Raw genomic sequence first — 20,836 nt, forward strand, 5'->3', positions numbered from 1 at the left:
AGGAGTATGGGAGATTGCAGCGAAAGTCAGGTGAAGAATGGTTAGACCTTGATGCAGTAGTTGTTGGATTGAAGAGAGGTCATCTCAACTTCGAAATCTTCGTAGACCCTGATTTGGCATTCAAATTCAGACGTGGTGAGGATGTCCCACTTGAATCCGTGCTGAAATCATATGATCTCTATGAAGATGCTCGCCGAGGAGAACATGCTTCCGATGATTTAGCAGAGGATTTCTTTGGCAGTAGTGACATCTTCGATATTGCCCCAGAGATAATCAAACGTGGCAAGTTCAAGCTTACACATGAACAACGAAAACAACTCAAAGAAGAGAAAACTGAGGAAATCATTGAGAACATATCCAAGAAAGCAATGAATCCCAAGACAGGCCACCCCCACCCTCCTGATCGAATACGACAAGCAATGGAGGAAGCAAAAGTCAACGTGGATCCATTTGTCCGAGTTGAAGAACAGGTACCTCGGATAGTCAAAGCATTGCGTGTTATTATCCCAATCTCCTTTGAAAGCGTCAAGCTTAGAATCATGATTCCAGCTGCGTATGCCGGAAAAGGTTACAATGTTGTTGCAAATACCGGCGTCATCACAGAGGAGTCTTGGGATCGTGATGGGTCTTGGAATGGCCTTGTTGAAATCCCTGCCTCTCAGAGACAGGATTTGTATGACGAATTGAACAAGCTCACAAAGGGCCAAGTCAGAATAGAACTAGTCAGATAGGTCTTGTATCATTGTATCACTCTTACAACACTAATCACATGAATGAACTGAAGCAAATTGAATAGAGGAAATAGATTATGGCAACATTCTTCGAGAATCGCGAAATAGTTGTACCTGGGCAGCTTCTTGCCGAGGGAAGATATAGGTCGTCTTTTGGTACCTATGTGTCAGCAGACGATGAAGTCTTCTCAGCTCTTGTCGGACTGGCTGAGCTGCGTGGGAACACAGTACGAGTCGTGCCTCTTCATGGCGTATATATTCCAAGAGAGGGCGACAGAGTTATCGGTACCATTAATTTTGTTGCCGGTAACAATTGGAAAGTAGACATCGGAGGCCCATATGGTGCCTCGTTGCATGCTAATAACGCACTAAGGAAACCTTACGATGATGATATCTCCAAGTATTATGATGTGGGGGATGTCATTGCCGCAGAGGTTGCAACCTATGATAGAACAACCGGTCCTTACCTATCAATGAAAGGCAGAGGGCTGAGAAAACTCAAGGGTGGAACGATTGTCGAGGTCAGCCCTGCAAAGATTCCACGCGTCATCGGACGAAAAGGTTCTATGATTAACATGATAAAGGGCAAACTCGACATCCAAGCTATGGTTGGCCAGAATGGCCGAATCTGGATTAGAGGTGGAGACCTCGATTCATTGCAAATCGCTAAGAAGGCTTTCAAAATGGTTGCTGACCAATCTCACACCAAAAATCTGACAGATAGAGTCGCTCAGATGATTGATGAAGAATTAGCGAAAATGCATCAGAATGATGAAACAGAAGAAACTGAAGAATCCTCGGCGCCTGAAGATGGCGAAGAGACTGAAGATGAAGAAGAAATGGAGGAAGTGAATGAATAATGAGCCCCGGAGAAGAAAAGCCGGACTATCTTATTAACCCGGAAGGTCTCCGTCTCGACGGAAGACGTCCAGACGAGATGAGACCACTAGAACTGAAAGTGGGCGATGTAATTCGCAACGCTGACGGTTCAGCATCAATTAAACAAGGTAACACGTACATTGTAGCAGCTGTTTATGGACCCCGTGAATTGCATCCACGACATCTTGCTCTACCAGACAGGGCATATCTTCGATGCAACTACCGGATGACCACATTCTCAGTACCTGATAGGAAACGACCAGCTCCATCTAGAAGAGAGCGAGAGATTTCCATGGTTATTCGGAATGCATTGGAGCCAGCACTATTCTTGGAGGAATTTCCTGAAGCTGTCATAGACGTTTACATCTATGTGCTCCAAGCTGATGGCGGTACTCGATGTGCTTCAATCAATGCTGCATCATTGGCATTGGCTGATGCAGGAGTTCCAATGAGAAGCCTAGTGCCATCAATAGCCGTTGGTAAGGCTGATGATACTTTGTTAGTTGACTTGGGTGATATGGAGGACAAGTATGGCGGTGGAGATGTTCCAATGGCCATCATTCCGCATACAGAATCGATTACCCTTCTCCAACAAGATGGATCCTTTACCCGTGAAGAATTGTTGGAAGCCATGCGGATGGGCATAAACGCCTGCAAGGTACTCCATGAACGTCAGAAGGATGCGATAAAACGCGCATACGTTAGAGAAGCTGGCGAGGATGATGATGAATACGAGGACGACCTCGAGGCTGACCTCGGGGAAGCAGCAATTCCAGGGGAGGACTAGAAATGGGAGATTTTAGTAGTGAAATTATAAGCCAAGTTGATAGAGGCTGGATATCGAAATTATTGGACAGTGGCAAACGAGTAGATGGACGGAAATTCGACGAGTACCGCCCAATCGAGATTGAACTTGACCCAGTAGCCGAGAAGGCAGAAGGTTCAGCAATTGTTCGTATGGGTAACACTACGGTGATTGCTGGAGTGAAGGTAATACTCGGTGAGCCCTATCCAGATAGGCCCACTGATGGTGTGACAATCGTTACTGCTGAGATGACCCCCGTAGCTTCTCCCATGTTCGAGCCCGGCCCTCCGCGCGAAGATGCGATTGAACTAGCACGTGTTGTTGATCGGGGAGTTCGTGAAAGCGAAACTGTTGACGCGTCTGAACTCTGTATTGAACCTGGCAAGAAGGTGTACATGGTCTTTTGTGATGTATACCCACTGGAATATGATGGCAATCTCTTTGATTCTTCATCCCTTGCAGTGAATGCTGCCTTAAAGAGAGCAGAGTATGATGAGTACGCGTGGGAGGACGGAAAAGCTGTCAAAACTGGTGAGAAGAAGAAATTACCATTGAAGAACATGGCTCTTGAGCTGACTGTATCGAATATTGGGCCACACATGGTCATAGATCCCACACTCAAAGAAGAATTCGTGCAGGATTCACGACTCACCATGGCAATTGACAAGGATGACAATTTTGCAGCCATACAGAAGGGCGGTGGTATTGGTCCCATTACGCTGGATCAGGTTGATCGCGCTATGGGTATGGCTTTGGATCGCGTTGAGGATCTGCGCGATATATTGGACGAAGCCCTTGAAGAAGGCGAATAGAATAATTGAGGTGAGCCGTATTGTTTTACAACAGGCGGCTCGCTCTTCACGGTTAACCTATCGATAGGCTAATAAGTGGAGAAAAGGGGCGAAAAACAGACTCCTGTCGCCCCCAGTGAGCATAATGAATTGGAGTCATATTTGATACATAGGAGACCACTGAGAATGGCAAGACGCACAAAGAAAGTCGGTTCAACTGGTAGACTTGGCGCACGATATGGTGCTAGACTTCGGCGAACAGTTTATGAAATAGAGGCCAGAAGAGCGGAACCTCATCGTTGCCCATCATGTGCTACTCGTGCATTGAAGCGAAAAGCAGCTGGGCTCTGGGAATGTCGAAAATGCGGTCTCACATTTGCAGGTGGCGCCTATGTTCCATTTACTGACGCTGGCAAAGCTGCACAGCGTGCTATTGCTCAGCGTGTAAGCGGTGATTTCTTGGCATTGAAAGAAGAAGGCGAAGAGGAACTTGACTTCTTGCCTAATGTTGAGAGCGAGGAGATGGCGGCTATGGAAGAAGCTATTGCGGCCAGTATTGAAGAAACTCCCGCTGCGGTTGAACCCACCCCTCTTCGAATTGAAGAAGAATCAGTGGGAGAAGCCGAAGAGGCCAAGGCCGAAGAAGAAGAAGAAGAAGAGGAAGAAGTCATTCCAGAGGTTGGCGAGCTGTAGATTGTGTAGCTAAGTGACCTAACTTGACATCCCTCCTAATTACCACATCTCGTAGAACCTGCAATCGTGTACGCAGTTTCATAAGTGATTTAGAAGTTGCTTTTCCTGATAGCACTCGGTTCAATCGGGGCAGTATGAATCTGGCAGAGCTAGCAGGCCGTATCAGGGCTTCTGGAGCAAATGCAGCACTTGTTGTAACTACATACAAGGGGAATCCAGGTGAAATTCATGTTTATGATTCTGATGGGAACCGAACTCACAATATCCGAATTGATGGTGTGGTTCTCCGTAGAGATGTTGCTCCTTCATACAAAGCCAGAATCGAAACCATTCATGAGCTTAGAATAAAGGAGGACTCTTCTCACCAAACCTGTTCTCTAGCTGACCTTGTCGCTACTTGGATTGATCGCGATATTACAGAAGCAGATTCAGCTTTGCCTGTGGGTTCATCTGCGAAGGGCGAGGTAATCTTTTGGTTTGAGGACCTTCCTGGTGGCCAAACACTCTGGACTCTCCATGACGCGGCGAGCGGGATTGAGGTTGGTCCTAGAATCCGCATAGACAAGATTAAGACCTGAATCCGTTTCCTATACTCTAAGGCACAATGCTCTTCTTTGGATATCTACTAGATACTATCGGTGGCTTGTCATGAAGTCTGAAGTCTCTGGCGTTGATGCGGTTTTTACCATGGACTTTGATACCCCAAAGCTTGCTCAGACAATAGCAAAAGCCCTTGAACCGGAGACTCGTTCTATTGAATCAGAGCGAGCAGAAACGGAGGTCACTGTGCATGGTTCAACACTACGGATACACGTTTCTGCTGATGATGTTACATCCCTGCGTGCAGCCATGAATTCATTTTTGTCTTGGGTTTCGAGTTGTACAAAATCGATGGATCTTGTTTTGCCTGACGGTTCGCCACGGTAATACGGCTTGGTATCCATGCCAAAATCCTTAAGTTCCTACAAAGGTGCCGCACATTGAATACCCCCTAGTTGTACTTAGGGAGCGAGATTATTATGGCTCAAACACTCCCCCCAGCATTGGAAGATAAGCTCCGAAAATTCGAGAATATGCGTAAGAACCATGAACGTCTACAGATGATGGTTCAACAGCTTCAATCTCAGCTTAACGAGACCGAAGCAACACTTGATGAACTGGAAGATCAGCCTGATGATACTGTTACGTATAAGAGCGTTGGTCAAGTGATGTTCCGTGTGGACAAACCTGAGCTTGTGGAAGAGCTGTCAGATAAGCAAGAAACGCTTACGATGAAGCTCAAATCGACAAAGAAACAGCGCGATACCCTCCAGAAAAAGCTTCAGTCCGAACAAGAAGAGATTCAGCTCGAGCTTGGGAAACACAATCTCCAGTTGCAGTGAGCGACATGAATGCAGTTCTCCGCATCGGTCTGCCTGAGCTCACAGCAGAGGACATAGCTAGCCTCGCAGAGCTTTGCGAAGAACACATTACAGGGTACATTTTCGAGAAGTTAGGTAGCAAGAGCATCGAAGAGATGACTGTTACCTGTATTCTTGAGATGGATGATGATGGTTTGCAGCTAGATGTTCAGATAGACATCGAGCAGAAATTCGAGACGGGACATGATTTGGATGCTCTCTTGGATGAAGCAACCCAAAACGGGGTAAAATGGCTGGAAAAACAGTTGATGGAGATGAAAGATGAGTGAACATAAAACCGCTGCTAGAAGATGCAGACTCAATTCTTGTCATAGGCCATCAGAACGCGGATCCTGACGCTGTTGCATCAGTCATTGCTTTTAGTGAACTCTATCGAACTGTAAACCCTGCTGGAGCCTCTGTTCTGGCTTGTACTGACATCAGCCGGCTATCACAACAGGTTCTCGATACATTTGCCCCTGACATCAAAATTGTCAAAGAGCCTGACCTCGAACCGGCCCTCGTTGTACTTGTTGATACAAACAGTCGAGAACAAGTTGGTGGTAAGCTCAAGAACTACTTGAACAACCCCTCACAAACGCTTGTCATTGACCACCACGAACCGAATCCAGAAATTGAGGAACTGGCATCGCATGTCATTCAGGAACCAGATTGCTCTTCGACTTGTGAGCTGCTTCTTAGTATATTCAATGATATGGGACTTCAACCCTCGAAAACAGCAGCTAATCTTCTTCTTACAGGCCTCCTTTTTGATACACGGCGTTTCTTCTACACCGACAAAAAGACCCTCTTGGCAGCCACTGATTTGATAGAAGCAGGTGCTGACTACGAATCATGTGTGACCTCTCTTATCATACGGCCAGAACGGTCTGAACGGATTGCACGATTGAAGGCAGCTCAGCGCACAAAAATCCACAAAATAGATGAATGGATTGTCGTTACGTCTGTGATAGGTGCGTTTGAGGCAAGTTCTTGTCGGGGCTTGATTAGTCTTGGTGCAGATGTAGCCATTGCAGGTGGCCAACAGGGAGAAGATTCCGTAAGATTGAGTTCAAGGTCAACAAAGGATTTCTATAATGAAACCGGTATCAATCTTGGCAGTGATGTCATGGAACCTGTGGGTGAAATCATTGGCGGAAAAGGTGGTGGACACCCCAATGCCGCAGGAGCAAATGGAAAAGGAAACCTCAAGAAGGCGCTAAATAAGTCGGTAGAACTAATTAAGAAGGCAATACATGCCAGGTAGAACAACGGGAAGAGGACTGTTCCGAATGCCGATCATAGAGTTTGCTGACTTCAGCTTCAGATACTTGGGTTCAGAGGCTCTGGCATTGCGTAGAGTTTCTCTCAGTATTGAGGAAGGAGAATACGTCCTTGTTTCTGGTCCTTCAGGATGTGGAAAAACGACATTTTGCAGAGCAATAAACGGTCTTGTTCCGCATTTTCATCGTGGATATTTATCAGGAGACGTCTTTATTGCATCTGAAAATACGAAGGAAACTTCCGTAGCCGACCTTGCAAGAACTGCGGGAATGGTGTTTCAAAACCCTAGCAATCAGTTAGTGACCTTGAACGTTGAAAAAGAATTGGCTTTTGGACCGGAGAACCTGGGTATTCCCCCTCCTGAGATTCGAAAGAAAGTTGATGAGATGATTGCTCTTCTTGACCTTGAACATCTACGTGAAAAACACCCACATGAGATGTCAGGTGGCGAACAGCAAGCTGTAGCATTAGCTGCAACACTTGCTCTGGAACCCGATATACTCATTGCTGATGAACCTACTTCTAATCTGGATCCGAGAAGTGCAGAACGTATTCTTGGCATAATCTCATCGCTAAACGAGAAAGGCATGACAGTTGTCTTGGTAGAGCATCGATTGGATCTCGTTTCAAATGATGCAACTAGGCTGCTTCTCATGAAAGATGGTGAGGTTGTTGCAGATGGCTCCCCACGAGAGGTACTTGTGTCTGAAATCTGCGAAGAGATTGGTGTTGGGATTCCGAAGGTTGTCCAAGTCTACAAGAATCTACGAAATCATGGAATCGATTTAGGTAGAGTACCCCTGAGTGGAGATGAGTTGGCACAATTGGCAAAGGAGGCACATGTTCCATGATACTGTTGGATGATGTATATTATGCCTATGACGGCATCTACACAGCTCTAAAGGGTATATCTCTTGAGATAGACGCGGGAGAACGTGTTGCCATAATGGGAGAAAACGGGGCTGGTAAGACAACTCTGCTTAAACACCTGAATGGTTTGCTTCGTCCACAGAAAGGAAATGTGTATTTGAATGGTGAGAGCACGTCCAAGAAATCCGTAGCCGAACTATCAAAGAAAGTTGGTTTGGTGTGGCAGAATCCAGACCTCCAGCTCTTTCTGAACAGTGTTGAGAAGGAGGTCCTGTTTGGGTTGAAGAATATGGGTTTGGATGAGACAGAATCTCACGCCCGCTGCGATGCGACATTGGAACAGCTATACTTGACACATCTCCGTGAACGTTCGCCATTTTCACTGTCGGGCGGTGAGCGAAAGCGGGTGGCACTAGCATCAATTCTAGCAATTGAACCTCAGATTCTTGCTCTTGATGAACCCACAATTGGACAGGACGCGCGGCAGAAAGAGAGACTGGCCAAGCTGATTATCGGCTTGAATAACAAAGGCAAGACAGTCATCGTAGTGACCCATGATACCGAATTCGTTATCGAGTATTTCCCCCGAACCATTGCAATGGCGGACGGCAGAATCATTGCGGATGGCTCCACCAGTTCTGTATTGAGCAACTCTAAGGTTTTGGAACACTGTTCACTTACTCCTCCTGAGATGACTAAAGCCGCCAACGCTTTGAACTCAATATTCGATGAAGTTCCTAGTCGTCTAACTCAAGTTCCTGAGGTTGAAGGGGCATTGCTGAGATTATTGGGAGGTGTCTGAATTGGCTTCGATGCTAGATATTTTCCAATACACGAAGAAAGACACTCCTGTCCACAGACTTGATCCCCGATCCAAAATGATTCTCTCCATTTGTCTTTCTGCAATATCTCTCATGTTCCTCAACATTCTCCCTCTTCTAATACTCATTATTGCATTATTGCCCATCATTGCTGCGGCTAAATCGTTCAGAAGATGGGGCAGAAGTATGCGTGGTCTCATGGTGCTTGTGCTATTCATTGTTGTATTCAACACACTCCTTTCAGCGGTGGACAATCCTTTCTCTCGTTCACTCGCTTTAGCCGTTAGACTTGTTGCTCTGATGACTTCCTTCTCTGTGTTTTTTCTAACTGTACATCCTGACGAGCTATCTCAGGCGCTCATTCAGATGCATGTGAAATTCGAGTTTGCTTTCGCTATGAGTATGGCAATGCGATACGTTCCAACGCTTACACAGGAAGCCTATGCCATAATGGACGCTCAGAGGGCTAGAGGTGTTGAACTTGACAAAGGAAACATCATTACTCGGATTAAAAACATCGTACCGATAATTGTCCCCCTCATTATCGTATCCATCAGAAGAGCTCTTTCAATAGCCGAGAGTATGGAATCTAGAGCCTTTGGGGCATCCGAGAACCGTACATACTTGGAGCATCTGGCTTTCGATGCTCGAGATTGGGCTGTTTCAGTCCTTTCTCTTTTCCTTTTAGTTACTGCCCTATACTTCAGATTTGTTGCTGGTTTGCCAGAGTGGTTGCTCTGGGCTCTCCCATTCTGATTATCTGCTAAGCGGAGGATGCTAGATGGTGTACCAAAGTCTATTACTCCTCTGTCCTCATTCTCTTCCGAGTTGGATTGCTTGATTTCAGAAGGAAGAATAACGCGCCTCAACGATATGGATCTCAATTCCGGGAAGTATGTTCTTTACTGGATGCAGCGGTCTCAACGTTCCTCGAATAATCATGCGCTAGAATACGCTATTCATAAGGCAAACTCGCTTGAAGTTCCACTAGTGGTTTACTTCGGTCTCACCCCTGATTATCCTGAAGGGAATATTCGGCATTACCACTTCATGCTCGAAGGTTTACAGGAAACACAACAAAACCTCAGATCTAGGGGCATTGATATGATTGTGCGAATTGAGCCGCCCTTTGTAGGAGTCGTGGCAATGGCTGAAGAATCTCGTATGCTTGTAACTGATTGTGGATACCTGAGACATCATAGGCGTTGGCGCCAACAGGTATCCTCACGAATCAAGTGTCCCATGATTCAAGTGGAGACGGATGCAGTAGTTCCAGTGCGAGTCACTTCGCCAAAGGAGGAATACGCAGCTCGTACTATTCGACCGAAGATTCACAAGCATCTGGATGAATACTTGATGCCTGTTGAAGAAACCAAAATCAATTCCGAGATTTATACGCCTGATATCTCTTCAGTAGATTTAGACAACTTGAACTCTATTGAATCCCGCTTGAATGTTGACGAATCAGTTGATATCTGTAGAGACTTAAGAGGAGGCACCAAACGAGCAAAGGCACGGCTTCAGGATTTCATCAGGACCAAGCTTGATGACTACGATGAACTACGTAACGATCCGTCGAAAGACTACTTGTCAAACATGAGTCCATATCTCCATTTTGGGCAAATCTCACCTCTATACATCGCGTTGAGGATAACTGAATCTGGTCGCACAGGAACTGATAGCTATCTGGAAGAGCTAATTGTCCGTCGTGAACTCACTCTCAATTTCTGCTTCTATAATCAGGAATACGATTCGTTGAATTGCCTTCCTGACTGGGCAAGGACCACACTTCACAAACATCGTGACGATTCCCGTGAATACGTTTACACAATGAATGAGTTTGAGCATGCTGAAACACATGATGACTACTGGAATGCTGCCCAACAGGACATGGTTGATACTGGCAAAATGCACGGGTACATGCGTATGTATTGGTCAAAGAAAATTCTCGAGTGGACTGAGAACCCAGAGGCAGCCCATGCTATTGCGCTTTCATTGAATAACAAATATGAGCTGGATGGACGGGATCCAAATGGCTTCACAGGAGTTGCATGGTGCTTTGGCAAGCATGACCGTGCTTGGAAAGAGCGACCTATATACGGCAAGGTCAGGTATATGAGCGCCAATGGACTAGAACGGAAATTCGACATTGAGCAGTATGTTCATCAGCATGTTTGAACTTGGTTACTAGAACCATCATCTAACTGCTAAACTATATCGCCATACTATTTATGAACCAAAAAGCTATACCATATGCAGGGCAGAATGGAATGTTGGTGATTGTTCATGATTGATTTGCTGGACAAGATTCCGATGAGGTCGCAGTACACTGTGGAACAGTTCTTGGAGGACTTGAAAAAAGTTGAACCGACACCAGGTACTGTCCATAGAATTGGTGCTGAACTCATATACTACGAATGGACATGCTGCAAGAGAGTTCGGGGAGAGGATGACTCGCTTACAAAGGAATTCAATGAACTCCTTGACTTCTTCGAAGAAGGGTATGAGGAGAAGCTCATTAAAGGCGAATTGACCGAAAATGAAGAGACCCCTACATCGGTCATTGACAATCTCATCGATCAGCTATCATCAGAACTAGCAAACACGACAATTGGACGATCTGCCGATTACATCTACGACTTGCTTGTAGCCACGCACGAGGCTCGTCAGGATGAACTTGAAGAGTACTCCAAACTTGAAGAAGTTGTTAGGAACGAAGTTGAGGAACATCCCGAAGATCCTGATGCCTGGAATGAGTTGCGCCTTGTTCTTTGGGTTCTGGGTAAATATGATTCTGCCAAAAAAGCCATGAAGAACGCCCGTAAACTTGGCTGGGACGCAGAGACATCAGAAATTGTTGCCCTATAGTTGTATGTAAAGAGGCTCTGACCTAACCAATCATAGGATATGTTATCCTAAGAATCTATTTGGTTCTACGACTCAACAGTTGATATCTGGCAAGTCGTGCAGAAAAGCTTGAAACTCCAAATCACGACCTTCTGGATCCTTAGCGAACCACTGGTAGATTCTGTATTTCTGGTTCTTTTGTGGCTCTGTTTCCGCGATGTCTCTCAGCTTCTCATACATATCATCTACTTTTTCTGTTGTATCATAGTAGAACGTTATCATACCCTCGGTTTCTGCCTTTTCCCGCTGACAGAAACCCAATAGGAGATTATCATAACTGAGAATGGTGCAACCAGGCTGCTCGAGCCAGATATTCATGCCAATGCGTTCTTCGTAGAATTCCTCTATTTCGCTAAGCCGTTCTGTTCGGAAGAAGACAATACCGCCCATATCATACTCTCCTTATTCATTGAGCTCCTTTTGTACGAGCTTCTCGACCAGCCCTTCTTCCGGTACATAGGGTATTGTAATTTGCCCCGCCCCGGCTGAAGATTTGTTCCAGTCAATTGCAGTTTCAATTGCATGTGGGTTACGTGCCCAAGCTCTGCGGGCGATGCCGCCCGTAACGTCCCAGTCTATTGCAGATTGTATGATTTTGTCTACTCTCTCACTACCATCGAGCACTAGACCGAAGCCTCCGTTGATTGCCTTTCCTGTACCAACCCCTCCCCCATTTGAGAGCACACACATTGTCATACCTCTAGCTGCGTTTCCTGCCCAGCTTTGGTGTGCCATGTCACTGGTAATCCTACTTCCATCGTAGATATTTGATGTCTCTCTGAATGGAGAGTCTGTGGCGCCTGTATCATGATGATCACGGCCGAGCATAACTGGTCCTATCTCGCCCTTTCTAACCAGCTCATTGAATTTTAGTGCGATTTCTTGGCGTCCTTCACCATCGGCATACAGGATTCGGGCTTGGGATCCAACAACTAGGTCATTATCATCAGCGTCCCGTATCCAGATGTAATTATCACGGTCTTGTCCTCTGCGTTCTGGGTCAATACAGGACATTGCCGCTTTATCCGTCTTGAGAAGGTCTTCGTGCTTCTCGCTGAGACAAACCCACCGGAAAGGCCCATAGCCATAATCAAAGCATACTGGACCCATGATATCTTCAACATAAGATGGGAAGATGAAACCTTCACTGGTATCTTGGCTATTCTTGGCAATTTCTTTGACGCCCGCATCAAAAACTGCCTTCATGAAACTGTTCCCATAATCCCAGAAGTGAGTGCCACGCTCGGTCATCGTTTTTATGTATTCGAACTGTTTTCTAAGCGACTCGTCAACTAACTCCTTGAACTTGCTACGATTGTTCTTGAGGAGTTTTCTTCCTTCATCAAAAGATAATCCTTCCGGAGTATATCCGCCCTCATACACCGCATGACAAGAAGTTTGATCTGAAGCCAATTCCACGTTGATACCGTTTTCGACTACATATCTCCACAAATCAACAATATTGCCGTAGTATCCAATTGATATCGCTTCTTTCTTCTTGCGATACTCCTCAACCCAGCTGAATACTTCATCTAGGTCATCAGACCACTTGGATAACCAGCCTTGCTCGCTGCGGGTCTCAATTCTGCTCTTGTCGACTTCCGCGATGACACCGATACCCCCAGCTATCTCTACTGCCTTCGCCTGAGCACCGCTCATACCACCAAGGCCAGACGAAATATACAATTTACCGGCCAAATCTTGATCCTCTGGGACTCCAAGATACATTCGCCCTGCATTGAGAAGGGTGATGTATGTACCATGGACTATCCCCTGCGGTCCTATGTACATCCAACCTCCAGCTGTCATCTGACCGTAATTCGCCACACCCATTTCAGTAGCCCAATGGAAGTCCTCGGGTGTATCAAACATGCCAACCATGAGACCATTAGTCAGAATTGCTCGTGGGGCGTTCCGATGTGAAGGGAAAAGACCGACTGGATGTCCCGAACTGACTACAAGTGTCTGCTCCTCAGTCATGTTCTCTAGGTATTTTTTGATAAGCCGGTACTGCAGCCAATTCTGGCACACCTGTCCAGATTCCCCGTAAGTAACAAGCTCGTAGGGATATAGGGCCACATCGAAATCCAGATTATTGTCGATCATCACTTGGATTGCACGAGCTTCAAGGATACCCTTGTATTCTTCTACTGGTTTTGCCTTTATCTCACCTGGTGGTCTGTATCGATAGGCATAGATTCTCCCACGAGTCCGTAGTTCCTCAAGGAACTCTGGAGCAAGTGTTTCATGTAGACTATCAGGCACATATCGTAGAGCATTCTTCAAGGCAGTGACTGTATCTTTGTACTTGAGATCATATCCTCGATTAGGGGCCCGTCGAATATGGGGATCAAAATCTGGGTATTCTGGAAGGTCATCTGACAACTTAATCTTCATCGCATCTGAGCCATCAAATTGCAAAGGCTTCACCTTTCCGTTTGGTACTCATCGTTCAACCGTCATAAAGGCTCTGTTCTGAATTTTCAGAAAAAACATTTTGTTACACGTGTTCTAATACCAAGAACTCTCGCTATTCTGTCGGGCTTTAACAATAGTTAAAAACACACCTCTCCAACTATAGACTGATATAACTATGTTATTGAACAGACAATTGACGTACATATTCTTCTTACTCTTCTTATTCAGCCCAGTTTTCATATCAAACAACGTAGCTACTCCAGTGGAACCGTCCAACGAACAACTGGATCTCGAGCTGGAGCTGGCATTTCCCAATCTCTCATTTCAACAGCCACTAGGATTGGTACATGCCAATGACGGAACAAATCGGCTATTTGTTGTTGAGAAGCGAGGCGTAATCTACGTCTTTGAGAACTCTCCCACTACACAATCCGCCGAAATCTTTCTGGATATATCCGCCCGTGTGAGAGACGATGGCTATGAAGAGGGTCTTCTTGGCCTTGCTTTCCATCCCGACTATGAGAGCAACGGGTATTTCTACGTTGATTACACAGCTTCGAATCCCCGACGAACCGTTGTTTCACGGTTTTCCGTAAGCCCAGCAGACGAGAATTCAGCTGACTCTACCTCTGAACAGGTGATACTTGAAGTTGAACAACCGTATTCAAACCATAACGGAGGTCAGCTTGCATTTGGTCCAGATGGCCTGCTCTACATAGCTTTGGGTGATGGGGGAGACGCTGGTGATCCACATGAACATGGGCAGAACAAGTCCACCCTGCTTGGATCTATCCTACGAATCTCTGTTGATGAGACTTCTGACGGCAAGAACTATGCAATCCCTGAGGATAACCCGTTTGCTGGAAGCTCCACCGAGGGGGCTGATGAAATCTTCGCCTATGGCTTCCGCAATCCTTGGCGTTTCAGCTGGGACTATGATACAGAGAGTCTATGGGCTGGAGATGTCGGACAGAGCAGTGTTGAGGAAATAGACATTGTTGAAAATGGTAAGAACTATGGTTGGAATATCAAGGAGGGTGACAGCTGTTACAGTCCCCCTAGTGGCTGTTCTGATGAGGGTCTTACTGACCCTGTATGGACGTACGGCCATGATGTGGGAGTTTCAATAACTGGTGGTTTCGTATATAGAGGAAACCGAATACCAGAGCTATCTGGAAAATACATCTATGGGGATTTTGGCACGGGAAAGATTTGGTCGCTAGAGTACAATGATACAAGTTCCTCGAATAACACAGAGATAGCAGATACGACGTTCTCCATATCATCCTTTGGTGTAGACGCTGACGAAAACCTCTACATTGTAGATTTCGGAGGCCAAATCTACCAGTTTACCTCTACTACTACTACCACTACTACCGAGCCCACTACCACACCAACTACAACCCCACCTTTCCCAAGTGAACTGCAAATCTATGTCATAACAGCGGGCCTAGGTATCGTGGTACTAGCCGGTATTGCCTATTGGTACTACCGTGTACGCTAAAGATAATGTGTGGCTAATGAAATTGCCACAGATCGCTACGAGAGTGGCTCTGCCGTTCTCGTTTCGGTCTCCATATCTGAAGATTGTTCTGTTTCCAAAGCATAATTAGGATAATCCGCACAATAATAGATGAACCCAGTAACGAGGCGATGATCTATAATGGTTCTTTTTTGGATTATAGCAAGTTGCTTTGCAATGAGTTTGATTGCATGGGTTGGCCTACTTACCTTGTCAATCAGAGAAGAGTTACTACAGAAGATTCTTCTCCCTCTCGTGGCGTTTTCAGCTGGTTCATTGCTGGGCGGGGCATTTCTACATCTCATCCCCGAAACCGTAAAGGAAACCGGTGGATCTATTGATATCTTCGTCTGGCTCCTTGTCGGTTTTTCTATCTTCTTCCTCCTAGAACAAATTCTCGAATGGCACCACTGTCATCGCATCCCATCAAATCACAAGAAGCCGGTAAGCTATCTGATTTTGGTTGCTGACGGTCTACACAATCTGATAGGTGGGTTAGCTATAGCTGGTTCTTTCTTGGTCAGCATCCCAATAGGCATAGTTACATGGATTGCCGCAGCGGCCCACGAAATTCCACAGGAATTAGGCGATTTCGGAATACTCTTGCATAGTGGCTGGGACAAGATGAAGGCTCTCACGTTCAATTTCTTCTCCGCATTGACTATCATGATTGGAGGATTGATTACCTACTTTGCGTCAGCGAGCTTACCAACAACATTCCTCTTACCGTTCGCAGCGGGCAATTTCATCTACATCGCATCATCCGACTTGATACCTGAAGTTAAACATGGCGAGAGTATCTCCAAAGGCATAGGGTATTTCCTCTGCTTTGTTGCTGGGAATGTACTAATACTCGCAGTTAGAATCATATTCGCACTGTAATCAATGACTACCCTTTACGGAAATCTATCGAAGAAATATCCAAGAATACATCATCTATGTTGCTTTCTTCATCTGTAATTGCCAGTAGTGGCGGGGGTTCTTCCTCATCAATGCCTGGCGTGTATTCAAAGATACTACTGAGCCTCTTGTGGACTATAGTGAACAATTTTGTTAAAGGTAATTCCATTGGACAAGCATCCTGACATTGACCGCAGTTGACACACGAATCAGCAACATGCGAGAGCCGTGTAAGTGGAAACAGGGCATTTGGTGGTATTACCCCTTTCTTCAAAACGTCTCTATTTGCCTCTAGAATACAATTATCACAGTAGCAGATTGGACATGCATCTCTACAACCAAAACATTTCACGCATTTTCCAAACTCCTCCATCCAATAGTTAAATCTCTCTTGTTGACTCAGTTCCTCTAGTGGTTTCAGGTCATGCTCAATCCATTGTTGCGAATTCTGAATTTCTGTCTGATTCTTCTTCTCACGCAGTTCAATGCTCTCTCGATCAGGAGATTCAATCTGAATGAAGCCGCCCTCTACTGCTTCGTGAATCAATGTTTTCCCTTTCTCGGAACATGCTTCAACGAATGTCCAGTCGCCTCCTACATTCTCGGTTCCCCATTTTCCACAGGCCAAGTCAGCCATGGTTGGGATATTGAATTCACATCTTCTGCAGTTCTCTCGACGACCGTAACCTTTGCTTTCAAGCTCTGAGAGTGGCCTAGAAATCTTGGTTCCATCTTCAAGAGTGATGGTCAGCGTCTCATCATCAATATCTTCCATGACGACTTCACTTGGTCTAACTTCAAACTCCTTTCTGAGCATTTCTTTGGCTACAGTTGGTGAAAGAGAACCTGTACAATTCAATCCCACAAGATATAGTTCATCCAGTTCAATTTGATTTCTTTTCTGTAACTCTATGATTGCCCTAATGTCACACGGCTTGCCAACTACCGCTAGGTTTCTGACAGAACATTCATCAAGATATGTGTTGATAAAACGGGCAATATTCGGTGTGGAACAATGAAGCGAGCCGGAGGTATTACTCAACTCTGCTGATTCTGTAATTAGAACAGGAACCCCTGAATATCTATCTCCGTTCATGGCCTTTACCGCAACTACGCCATCGACTCTCTCTGTGTCTAATACGAATTTAAGAACAGAAGTGACAGCACCACCATGTTCCCCACTTTCTGCTATTCTGATGTCTGAAGAACACACTAAATACATATTATCGCTCATTTTATCCCCTCGATTTTTGCTGCCGAGACTTTGTACTCGGGCATACCACAAGCTGGATCCACAACAGAGTTAGTCAATTCATTGGCATTTGATTCACTGAAATGAATGGGAACAAAAAGCATGCCATTCGGTACCGAGTCGGTTACTTGTGCCACTGCCGTTATGCTGCCTCTTCTAGTACTCACAAGAAGCTCATCTTTGTCTCTGATTCCTTCCAAATTAGCATCTTTTGGGTTGATTTGACAAAAGCATCTCGGAACCTCGGTATCAAGCTTTGGCGTTCTTCGACTCATTGTACCGGTATGATAATGGAAGATGCTTCTGCCGGTCGTCAGGACATATGGGTAGTCATTATCCGGTGTCTCGGCAGGAGAGTTGGAATCTACTGCTTGAAGATGGCCCAACCCGTCTGGAGTATTGAACTTCTCTGTGAAGAAGGTTGATGTCCCTGGATGATTTTCATTTGGGCATGGCCATTGAATACCTCCAATTGTTTCATCAAGCCTGTCATATGTTATCCCACTGTATGATGGAACGCATTCCCGTATCTCCTCGAAAATCTCCTCTGAAGAGGAGAACCTGAATTTCTGACCATAGCCCATCCTTTCTGCAACTTGGCAAACAATCCACCAATCTGGTTTCGCTTCACCTGGCGGATTAACTATTTTGTTAATCTTCTGTACCCGTCTGTCAATATAGGCATGGACTCCCTGCCTTTCCACCCACGTTGCTGCTGGCAAGACGATATCTGCTAACTCAGCAGTCTCATTGAGAAAGATATCTTGGACGATGAGCAAGTCCTTCTCCTGTAGAGCCTTCCTTACTGCGTTAGCATCCGGGGCCGCCATTACTGGATTAGTTCCTATCACCCATAGCCAATTGGTTTCTTGGAGCATTTTGGTGTAAGGCAATCCAGGTTTGGAAGGCAAATCGGCTACCTCCCATAACTTCTCGAATACCTCATGTGCTCCCGTTCCTACTTTCTTGAAGCCAGGATAAAACACATTGAGACAGCCCATATCTCCGGTACCTTCACCATTGATTTGCCCCCGAGTGGGACATACTCCAGCCCCTGGTCTACCATACTGCCCTGTTAACAAGGCAAGCGTAGCAATGGTTTTGACATTGTCCGAACCTGAGGTATGTTGATTGAGTCCCTGATTGTACAGTATAGTACAAATATCCGACTCCGCTATCCATCTCGCCGCCTGCTGCATTCTTTCCAAGGGTAAACCAGTTTTCGTTTCCACATCATCAAATTGCAGCGAAGATAATTGGGTCCTTAACCTATCTATCCCCTCTGTTCTCGAAACGATGAATTCTTTGTCCTCAAGATTCTCATCAAGAATCGTTTTGAGCATAGTATTGAGTACGGCAATATCTGTGCCCGGTTTGTGCTGGAGATGCAGATCTGCTAAATCTCTTGCACTAACCGATTTTCTTGGGTCCAATACGATGACTTTTGCTCCTTTCTTCTTCGCTCGCAGAATCCTTCTTGTTATCATTGGGAACGTTTCTTTTGGATTGATTCCAGCTAGGAAAATGCAATCAGCCTTGTCGATGTCCAGTTCTGATATCGGCATGACACCAGATCCAACTGTTGGACCCAAACCTGCTGCACTAGGTGAATGGCACAAACGACCGCAATACTCGATATTGTTCGTTCCCATCACAACTCGAGCAAATTTCTGCAATACATATGCATCTTCATTAGTGTTCTTACCAGAAGCCAACATACCAAAATCGTCAGACTTGGCCTCTCCTAGTTTGCTGGCTATATGGTCAAGAGCTTCATCCCATGTGCCCTCCTCCAATCTGCCATTCCTTCTTATCAGTGGAGTAGTCAGTCTATCTTCAGCATACAAGAATTGGTAAGCATTCATTCCCTTGGGACAGTGTGTCCCTTCGTTTACAGGGTGTTCCTTCCAAGGTTCTTGCCCAATGATTTTTCCGTTCTTAACCACCAGATACAGTCCACAGCCACAGCTACAATATGGGCAAATCGTTGCCTCATATTTGAGCATCTAGGGACCTCCATTGAGGGAATTTGGCCCAATCTTTTGGATTCGTGCAGCGAAATCGTCAACAATCTCTCCGAATCTTCCACCTTCTGAGGCGGATATCCATTCCAAGCGGACTCTATCAGCCGGTATTCCCACCGTTTCTATAACTTCTTTGAGTATCATCATCCTTCTTCTTGCATAGAGGTTTCCCACCTTGTAGTGACAATCCCCCGGATGACACCCTGCAACTAGCACACCATCTGCTCCACTGAGCAAAGCGTGAATCACAAAGACGGGATCCACTCTCCCTGAACAGTTGACTCTGACATTGTGTACAGTTGGAGAGTATTGCACACGACTTGTACCGGCTAAATCCGCACCTGCATAACTGCACCAGTTACAGAGATATGCTACTATTCTTGGCTCGAAGTCAGTTTCATGCTCCATCTTAGTCCCTCTATTTTTCGAATAAGCGTCTTATCCCGTTTTCCATCAGGGGGAACTGGGAATGCTACAACGTTAGGTTGGTATGACCAATACTGTTCTTATTCACAAAATTAATACAGGAACCGAGAGATAAGCCCTTCGTTTCAAAAATAAAATAATTGCATGTATATTATAATAGGGAATCTTCTATCAGAATTTCGTATTCCGCCACTTCTTTACAGTTTTCCCTTATGATTCGGAAGTATGATATGGGGGGAAAGGGAGTAGGAAGCGAAGGAGGATAAAACCTTGGAACGATTGCAACAGAAACGAGTTCTCCAAATTCTCAATCTCCTAGCACCTTTCATAGCTGGAGCTATAGCGATGATATTTGGTGGAAGTTCGGGGAATTGGGAAGATGTATTTGTAGATGATTCACTCACAAAGCTTCTCTCACCCGCCCCCATCACTTTCGCTATATGGGGGCCGATTTTCTTCTTGTTGGGTCTGTTCTATTTCTATCAGGCTCGAGATTTGATTCCAGGTAAGAAGGAGATTGAGATGCCTTTCATTCGCCAGGTAAGCGTTTTCTTCCTACTTTCTTCGGTGATGGCTACAGTATGGTTTGTCACGTGGGCAGCAGGAATGATCTGGGCTTCAGTTGCTTCGATGATAGTCTATCTCATCACAATACTTGTCGCCTATTTTCGCCTTGGTGTAAACCTTGATGAACGTACTCGAAAAGAGCGATTGTTTATCACCTCTGGCTGGAGCATGTATGCAGGATGGATAACCGTCGCTACGCTTGTGAATAGTACAACAGGTCTTGTTTATACCGGCTTTGAAAACCTGCCATTTACAGAACTGCAATGGACCATTGGCCTTGGCATTCTGGCTCTAGTAGTGTACTTGGTATTCCTCTTGTTTAGAAAAGACTACATATTCGCCGGTGTTGGAATCTGGGCTTTCATCGGACTAAGTATTACCCATGCCTCACCTGCCTCCCCGTCAAATCTGACAGTATTTGTGATTTCGATTGCCGGTGCAGTCGTGATAGCGGCTACGATGCTCATAAACCACTATTTCGACATAACCTCTCGATTGCAATCCGCAATGGCTTAGGGATAATTACTAAAGGAATTGCGGTTTCTG

Annotated in this window: 23 protein-coding genes; 18 read left to right on the top strand and 5 right to left on the bottom strand. The window is 45.6% G+C overall.

Annotation, left to right across the window (positions count from 1 at the left end):
• The first annotated feature begins 14 nt into the window (after positions 1 to 14).
• The 15 genes from GF309_02465 to GF309_02535 all read left to right on the top strand — a co-directional run bounded on the left by GF309_02465 (position 15) and on the right by GF309_02535 (position 11,142).
• A complete protein-coding gene (locus tag GF309_02465; protein MBD3157629.1) occupies positions 15 to 731 on the top strand; it encodes a ribosome assembly factor SBDS in 717 nt (238 codons plus the stop codon).
• A gap of 77 nt (positions 732 to 808) precedes the next feature.
• Positions 809 to 1,591: an RNA-binding protein gene (locus GF309_02470; protein ID MBD3157630.1), complete on the top strand. Its 783-nt coding sequence runs from the start codon at positions 809 to 811 to the stop codon at positions 1,589 to 1,591.
• Positions 1,591 to 2,397, top strand: coding sequence for an exosome complex exonuclease Rrp41 (locus GF309_02475; protein ID MBD3157631.1), 807 nt, complete (start codon positions 1,591 to 1,593; stop codon positions 2,395 to 2,397). The genes GF309_02470 and GF309_02475 overlap by 1 nt, the downstream gene beginning before the upstream one ends.
• A gap of 2 nt (positions 2,398 to 2,399) precedes the next feature.
• Positions 2,400 to 3,227: an exosome complex protein Rrp42 gene (locus tag GF309_02480; protein ID MBD3157632.1), complete on the top strand. Its 828-nt coding sequence runs from the start codon at positions 2,400 to 2,402 to the stop codon at positions 3,225 to 3,227.
• Positions 3,228 to 3,392: 165 nt separating this feature from the next.
• Positions 3,393 to 3,899, top strand: coding sequence for a 50S ribosomal protein L37ae (locus tag GF309_02485; protein ID MBD3157633.1), 507 nt, complete (start codon positions 3,393 to 3,395; stop codon positions 3,897 to 3,899).
• 23 nt (positions 3,900 to 3,922) lie between these two features.
• Entirely contained in the window at positions 3,923 to 4,477 is a 555-nt protein-coding gene (locus GF309_02490) for a hypothetical protein (protein ID MBD3157634.1), read from the top strand.
• 70 nt (positions 4,478 to 4,547) lie between these two features.
• A complete protein-coding gene (locus GF309_02495) occupies positions 4,548 to 4,826 on the top strand; it encodes a hypothetical protein (GenBank protein MBD3157635.1) in 279 nt (92 codons plus the stop codon).
• A gap of 92 nt (positions 4,827 to 4,918) precedes the next feature.
• Positions 4,919 to 5,281: a prefoldin subunit beta gene (locus tag GF309_02500; GenBank protein ID MBD3157636.1), complete on the top strand. Its 363-nt coding sequence runs from the start codon at positions 4,919 to 4,921 to the stop codon at positions 5,279 to 5,281.
• Between the two features lie 5 nt (positions 5,282 to 5,286).
• Positions 5,287 to 5,589: a DUF3194 domain-containing protein gene (locus GF309_02505; protein MBD3157637.1), complete on the top strand. Its 303-nt coding sequence runs from the start codon at positions 5,287 to 5,289 to the stop codon at positions 5,587 to 5,589.
• Positions 5,586 to 6,566: a hypothetical protein gene (locus GF309_02510; protein ID MBD3157638.1), complete on the top strand. Its 981-nt coding sequence runs from the start codon at positions 5,586 to 5,588 to the stop codon at positions 6,564 to 6,566. The genes GF309_02505 and GF309_02510 overlap by 4 nt, the downstream gene beginning before the upstream one ends.
• A complete protein-coding gene (locus GF309_02515) occupies positions 6,556 to 7,434 on the top strand; it encodes an ATP-binding cassette domain-containing protein (GenBank protein ID MBD3157639.1) in 879 nt (292 codons plus the stop codon). The genes GF309_02510 and GF309_02515 overlap by 11 nt, the downstream gene beginning before the upstream one ends.
• The gene (locus GF309_02520; protein MBD3157640.1) at positions 7,431 to 8,255 is read left to right on the top strand and encodes an ATP-binding cassette domain-containing protein; all 825 of its coding nucleotides are present in this window, start codon (positions 7,431 to 7,433) and stop codon (positions 8,253 to 8,255) included. The genes GF309_02515 and GF309_02520 overlap by 4 nt, the downstream gene beginning before the upstream one ends.
• Before the next feature lies 1 nt (position 8,256).
• Positions 8,257 to 9,030, top strand: coding sequence for a hypothetical protein (locus tag GF309_02525; GenBank protein ID MBD3157641.1), 774 nt, complete (start codon positions 8,257 to 8,259; stop codon positions 9,028 to 9,030).
• Between the two features lie 18 nt (positions 9,031 to 9,048).
• The gene (phrB, locus tag GF309_02530) at positions 9,049 to 10,452 is read left to right on the top strand and encodes a deoxyribodipyrimidine photo-lyase (protein MBD3157642.1); all 1,404 of its coding nucleotides are present in this window, start codon (positions 9,049 to 9,051) and stop codon (positions 10,450 to 10,452) included.
• Between the two features lie 108 nt (positions 10,453 to 10,560).
• On the top strand, positions 10,561 to 11,142 hold the full coding sequence (locus tag GF309_02535) for a hypothetical protein (GenBank protein MBD3157643.1): 582 nt from the start codon (positions 10,561 to 10,563) through the stop codon (positions 11,140 to 11,142).
• Between the two features lie 72 nt (positions 11,143 to 11,214).
• Here GF309_02535 and GF309_02540 read toward each other — a convergent pair whose 3' ends face one another.
• Positions 11,215 to 11,571: a VOC family protein gene (locus GF309_02540; protein MBD3157644.1), complete on the bottom strand. Its 357-nt coding sequence runs from the start codon at positions 11,569 to 11,571 to the stop codon at positions 11,215 to 11,217.
• Between the two features lie 12 nt (positions 11,572 to 11,583).
• Positions 11,584 to 13,578: a urocanate hydratase gene (locus tag GF309_02545; GenBank protein MBD3157645.1), complete on the bottom strand. Its 1,995-nt coding sequence runs from the start codon at positions 13,576 to 13,578 to the stop codon at positions 11,584 to 11,586.
• A gap of 196 nt (positions 13,579 to 13,774) precedes the next feature.
• On the opposite strand from GF309_02545, the gene GF309_02550 reads away from it, so the two are divergent.
• Both GF309_02550 and GF309_02555 read left to right on the top strand, forming a co-directional pair.
• Positions 13,775 to 15,103, top strand: a complete 1,329-nt coding sequence (locus GF309_02550) for a glucose sorbosone dehydrogenase (GenBank protein ID MBD3157646.1) — start codon at positions 13,775 to 13,777, stop codon at positions 15,101 to 15,103.
• Between the two features lie 156 nt (positions 15,104 to 15,259).
• Positions 15,260 to 16,003 (top strand): ZIP family metal transporter, encoded by a 744-nt coding sequence (locus GF309_02555; protein ID MBD3157647.1) that lies wholly within the window; start codon positions 15,260 to 15,262, stop codon positions 16,001 to 16,003.
• Positions 16,004 to 16,010: 7 nt separating this feature from the next.
• Here GF309_02555 and GF309_02560 read toward each other — a convergent pair whose 3' ends face one another.
• Genes GF309_02560 through GF309_02570 form a run of 3 tightly spaced genes read right to left on the bottom strand, consistent with a single transcriptional unit; the run spans position 16,011 to position 19,705 of the window.
• Positions 16,011 to 17,255: a formate dehydrogenase gene (locus GF309_02560; GenBank protein MBD3157648.1), complete on the bottom strand. Its 1,245-nt coding sequence runs from the start codon at positions 17,253 to 17,255 to the stop codon at positions 16,011 to 16,013.
• The gene (locus GF309_02565; protein ID MBD3157649.1) at positions 17,252 to 19,279 is read right to left on the bottom strand and encodes a formate dehydrogenase subunit alpha; all 2,028 of its coding nucleotides are present in this window, start codon (positions 19,277 to 19,279) and stop codon (positions 17,252 to 17,254) included. The genes GF309_02560 and GF309_02565 overlap by 4 nt, the downstream gene beginning before the upstream one ends.
• Positions 19,280 to 19,705 (bottom strand): hydrogenase iron-sulfur subunit, encoded by a 426-nt coding sequence (locus GF309_02570; protein ID MBD3157650.1) that lies wholly within the window; start codon positions 19,703 to 19,705, stop codon positions 19,280 to 19,282. It abuts the gene before it with no gap.
• Between the two features lie 288 nt (positions 19,706 to 19,993).
• Between GF309_02570 and GF309_02575 the strand changes: the two genes are divergently transcribed.
• On the top strand, positions 19,994 to 20,806 hold the full coding sequence (locus tag GF309_02575; protein ID MBD3157651.1) for a hypothetical protein: 813 nt from the start codon (positions 19,994 to 19,996) through the stop codon (positions 20,804 to 20,806).
• Positions 20,807 to 20,836: the final 30 nt, after the last annotated feature.

The organism is Candidatus Lokiarchaeota archaeon, assembly GCA_014730275.1.
Classification (GTDB): domain Archaea; phylum Asgardarchaeota; class Thorarchaeia; order Thorarchaeales; family Thorarchaeaceae; genus WJIL01.

Bases quoted from the DNA above. Each gene is read 5' to 3' on its own strand.
- GF309_02470 (MBD3157630.1), top strand. From the start codon at position 809: ATGGCAACATTCTTCGAGAATCGCGAAATAGTTGTACCTGGGCAGCTT.
- GF309_02475 (MBD3157631.1), top strand. From the start codon at position 1,591: ATGAGCCCCGGAGAAGAAAAGCCGGACTATCTTATTAACCCGGAAGGT.
- GF309_02480 (MBD3157632.1), top strand. From the start codon at position 2,400: ATGGGAGATTTTAGTAGTGAAATTATAAGCCAAGTTGATAGAGGCTGG.
- GF309_02485 (MBD3157633.1), top strand. From the start codon at position 3,393: ATGGCAAGACGCACAAAGAAAGTCGGTTCAACTGGTAGACTTGGCGCA.
- GF309_02495 (MBD3157635.1), top strand. From the start codon at position 4,548: ATGAAGTCTGAAGTCTCTGGCGTTGATGCGGTTTTTACCATGGACTTT.
- GF309_02500 (MBD3157636.1), top strand. From the start codon at position 4,919: ATGGCTCAAACACTCCCCCCAGCATTGGAAGATAAGCTCCGAAAATTC.
- GF309_02505 (MBD3157637.1), top strand. From the start codon at position 5,287: ATGAATGCAGTTCTCCGCATCGGTCTGCCTGAGCTCACAGCAGAGGAC.
- GF309_02515 (MBD3157639.1), top strand. From the start codon at position 6,556: ATGCCAGGTAGAACAACGGGAAGAGGACTGTTCCGAATGCCGATCATA.
- GF309_02520 (MBD3157640.1), top strand. From the start codon at position 7,431: ATGATACTGTTGGATGATGTATATTATGCCTATGACGGCATCTACACA.
- phrB (MBD3157642.1), top strand. From the start codon at position 9,049: ATGCTAGATGGTGTACCAAAGTCTATTACTCCTCTGTCCTCATTCTCT.
- GF309_02535 (MBD3157643.1), top strand. From the start codon at position 10,561: ATGATTGATTTGCTGGACAAGATTCCGATGAGGTCGCAGTACACTGTG.
- GF309_02540 (MBD3157644.1), bottom strand. From the start codon at position 11,571: ATGGGCGGTATTGTCTTCTTCCGAACAGAACGGCTTAGCGAAATAGAG.
- GF309_02545 (MBD3157645.1), bottom strand. From the start codon at position 13,578: ATGAAGATTAAGTTGTCAGATGACCTTCCAGAATACCCAGATTTTGAT.
- GF309_02550 (MBD3157646.1), top strand. From the start codon at position 13,775: ATGTTATTGAACAGACAATTGACGTACATATTCTTCTTACTCTTCTTA.
- GF309_02560 (MBD3157648.1), bottom strand. From the start codon at position 17,255: ATGAGCGATAATATGTATTTAGTGTGTTCTTCAGACATCAGAATAGCA.
- GF309_02565 (MBD3157649.1), bottom strand. From the start codon at position 19,279: ATGCTCAAATATGAGGCAACGATTTGCCCATATTGTAGCTGTGGCTGT.
- GF309_02570 (MBD3157650.1), bottom strand. From the start codon at position 19,705: ATGGAGCATGAAACTGACTTCGAGCCAAGAATAGTAGCATATCTCTGT.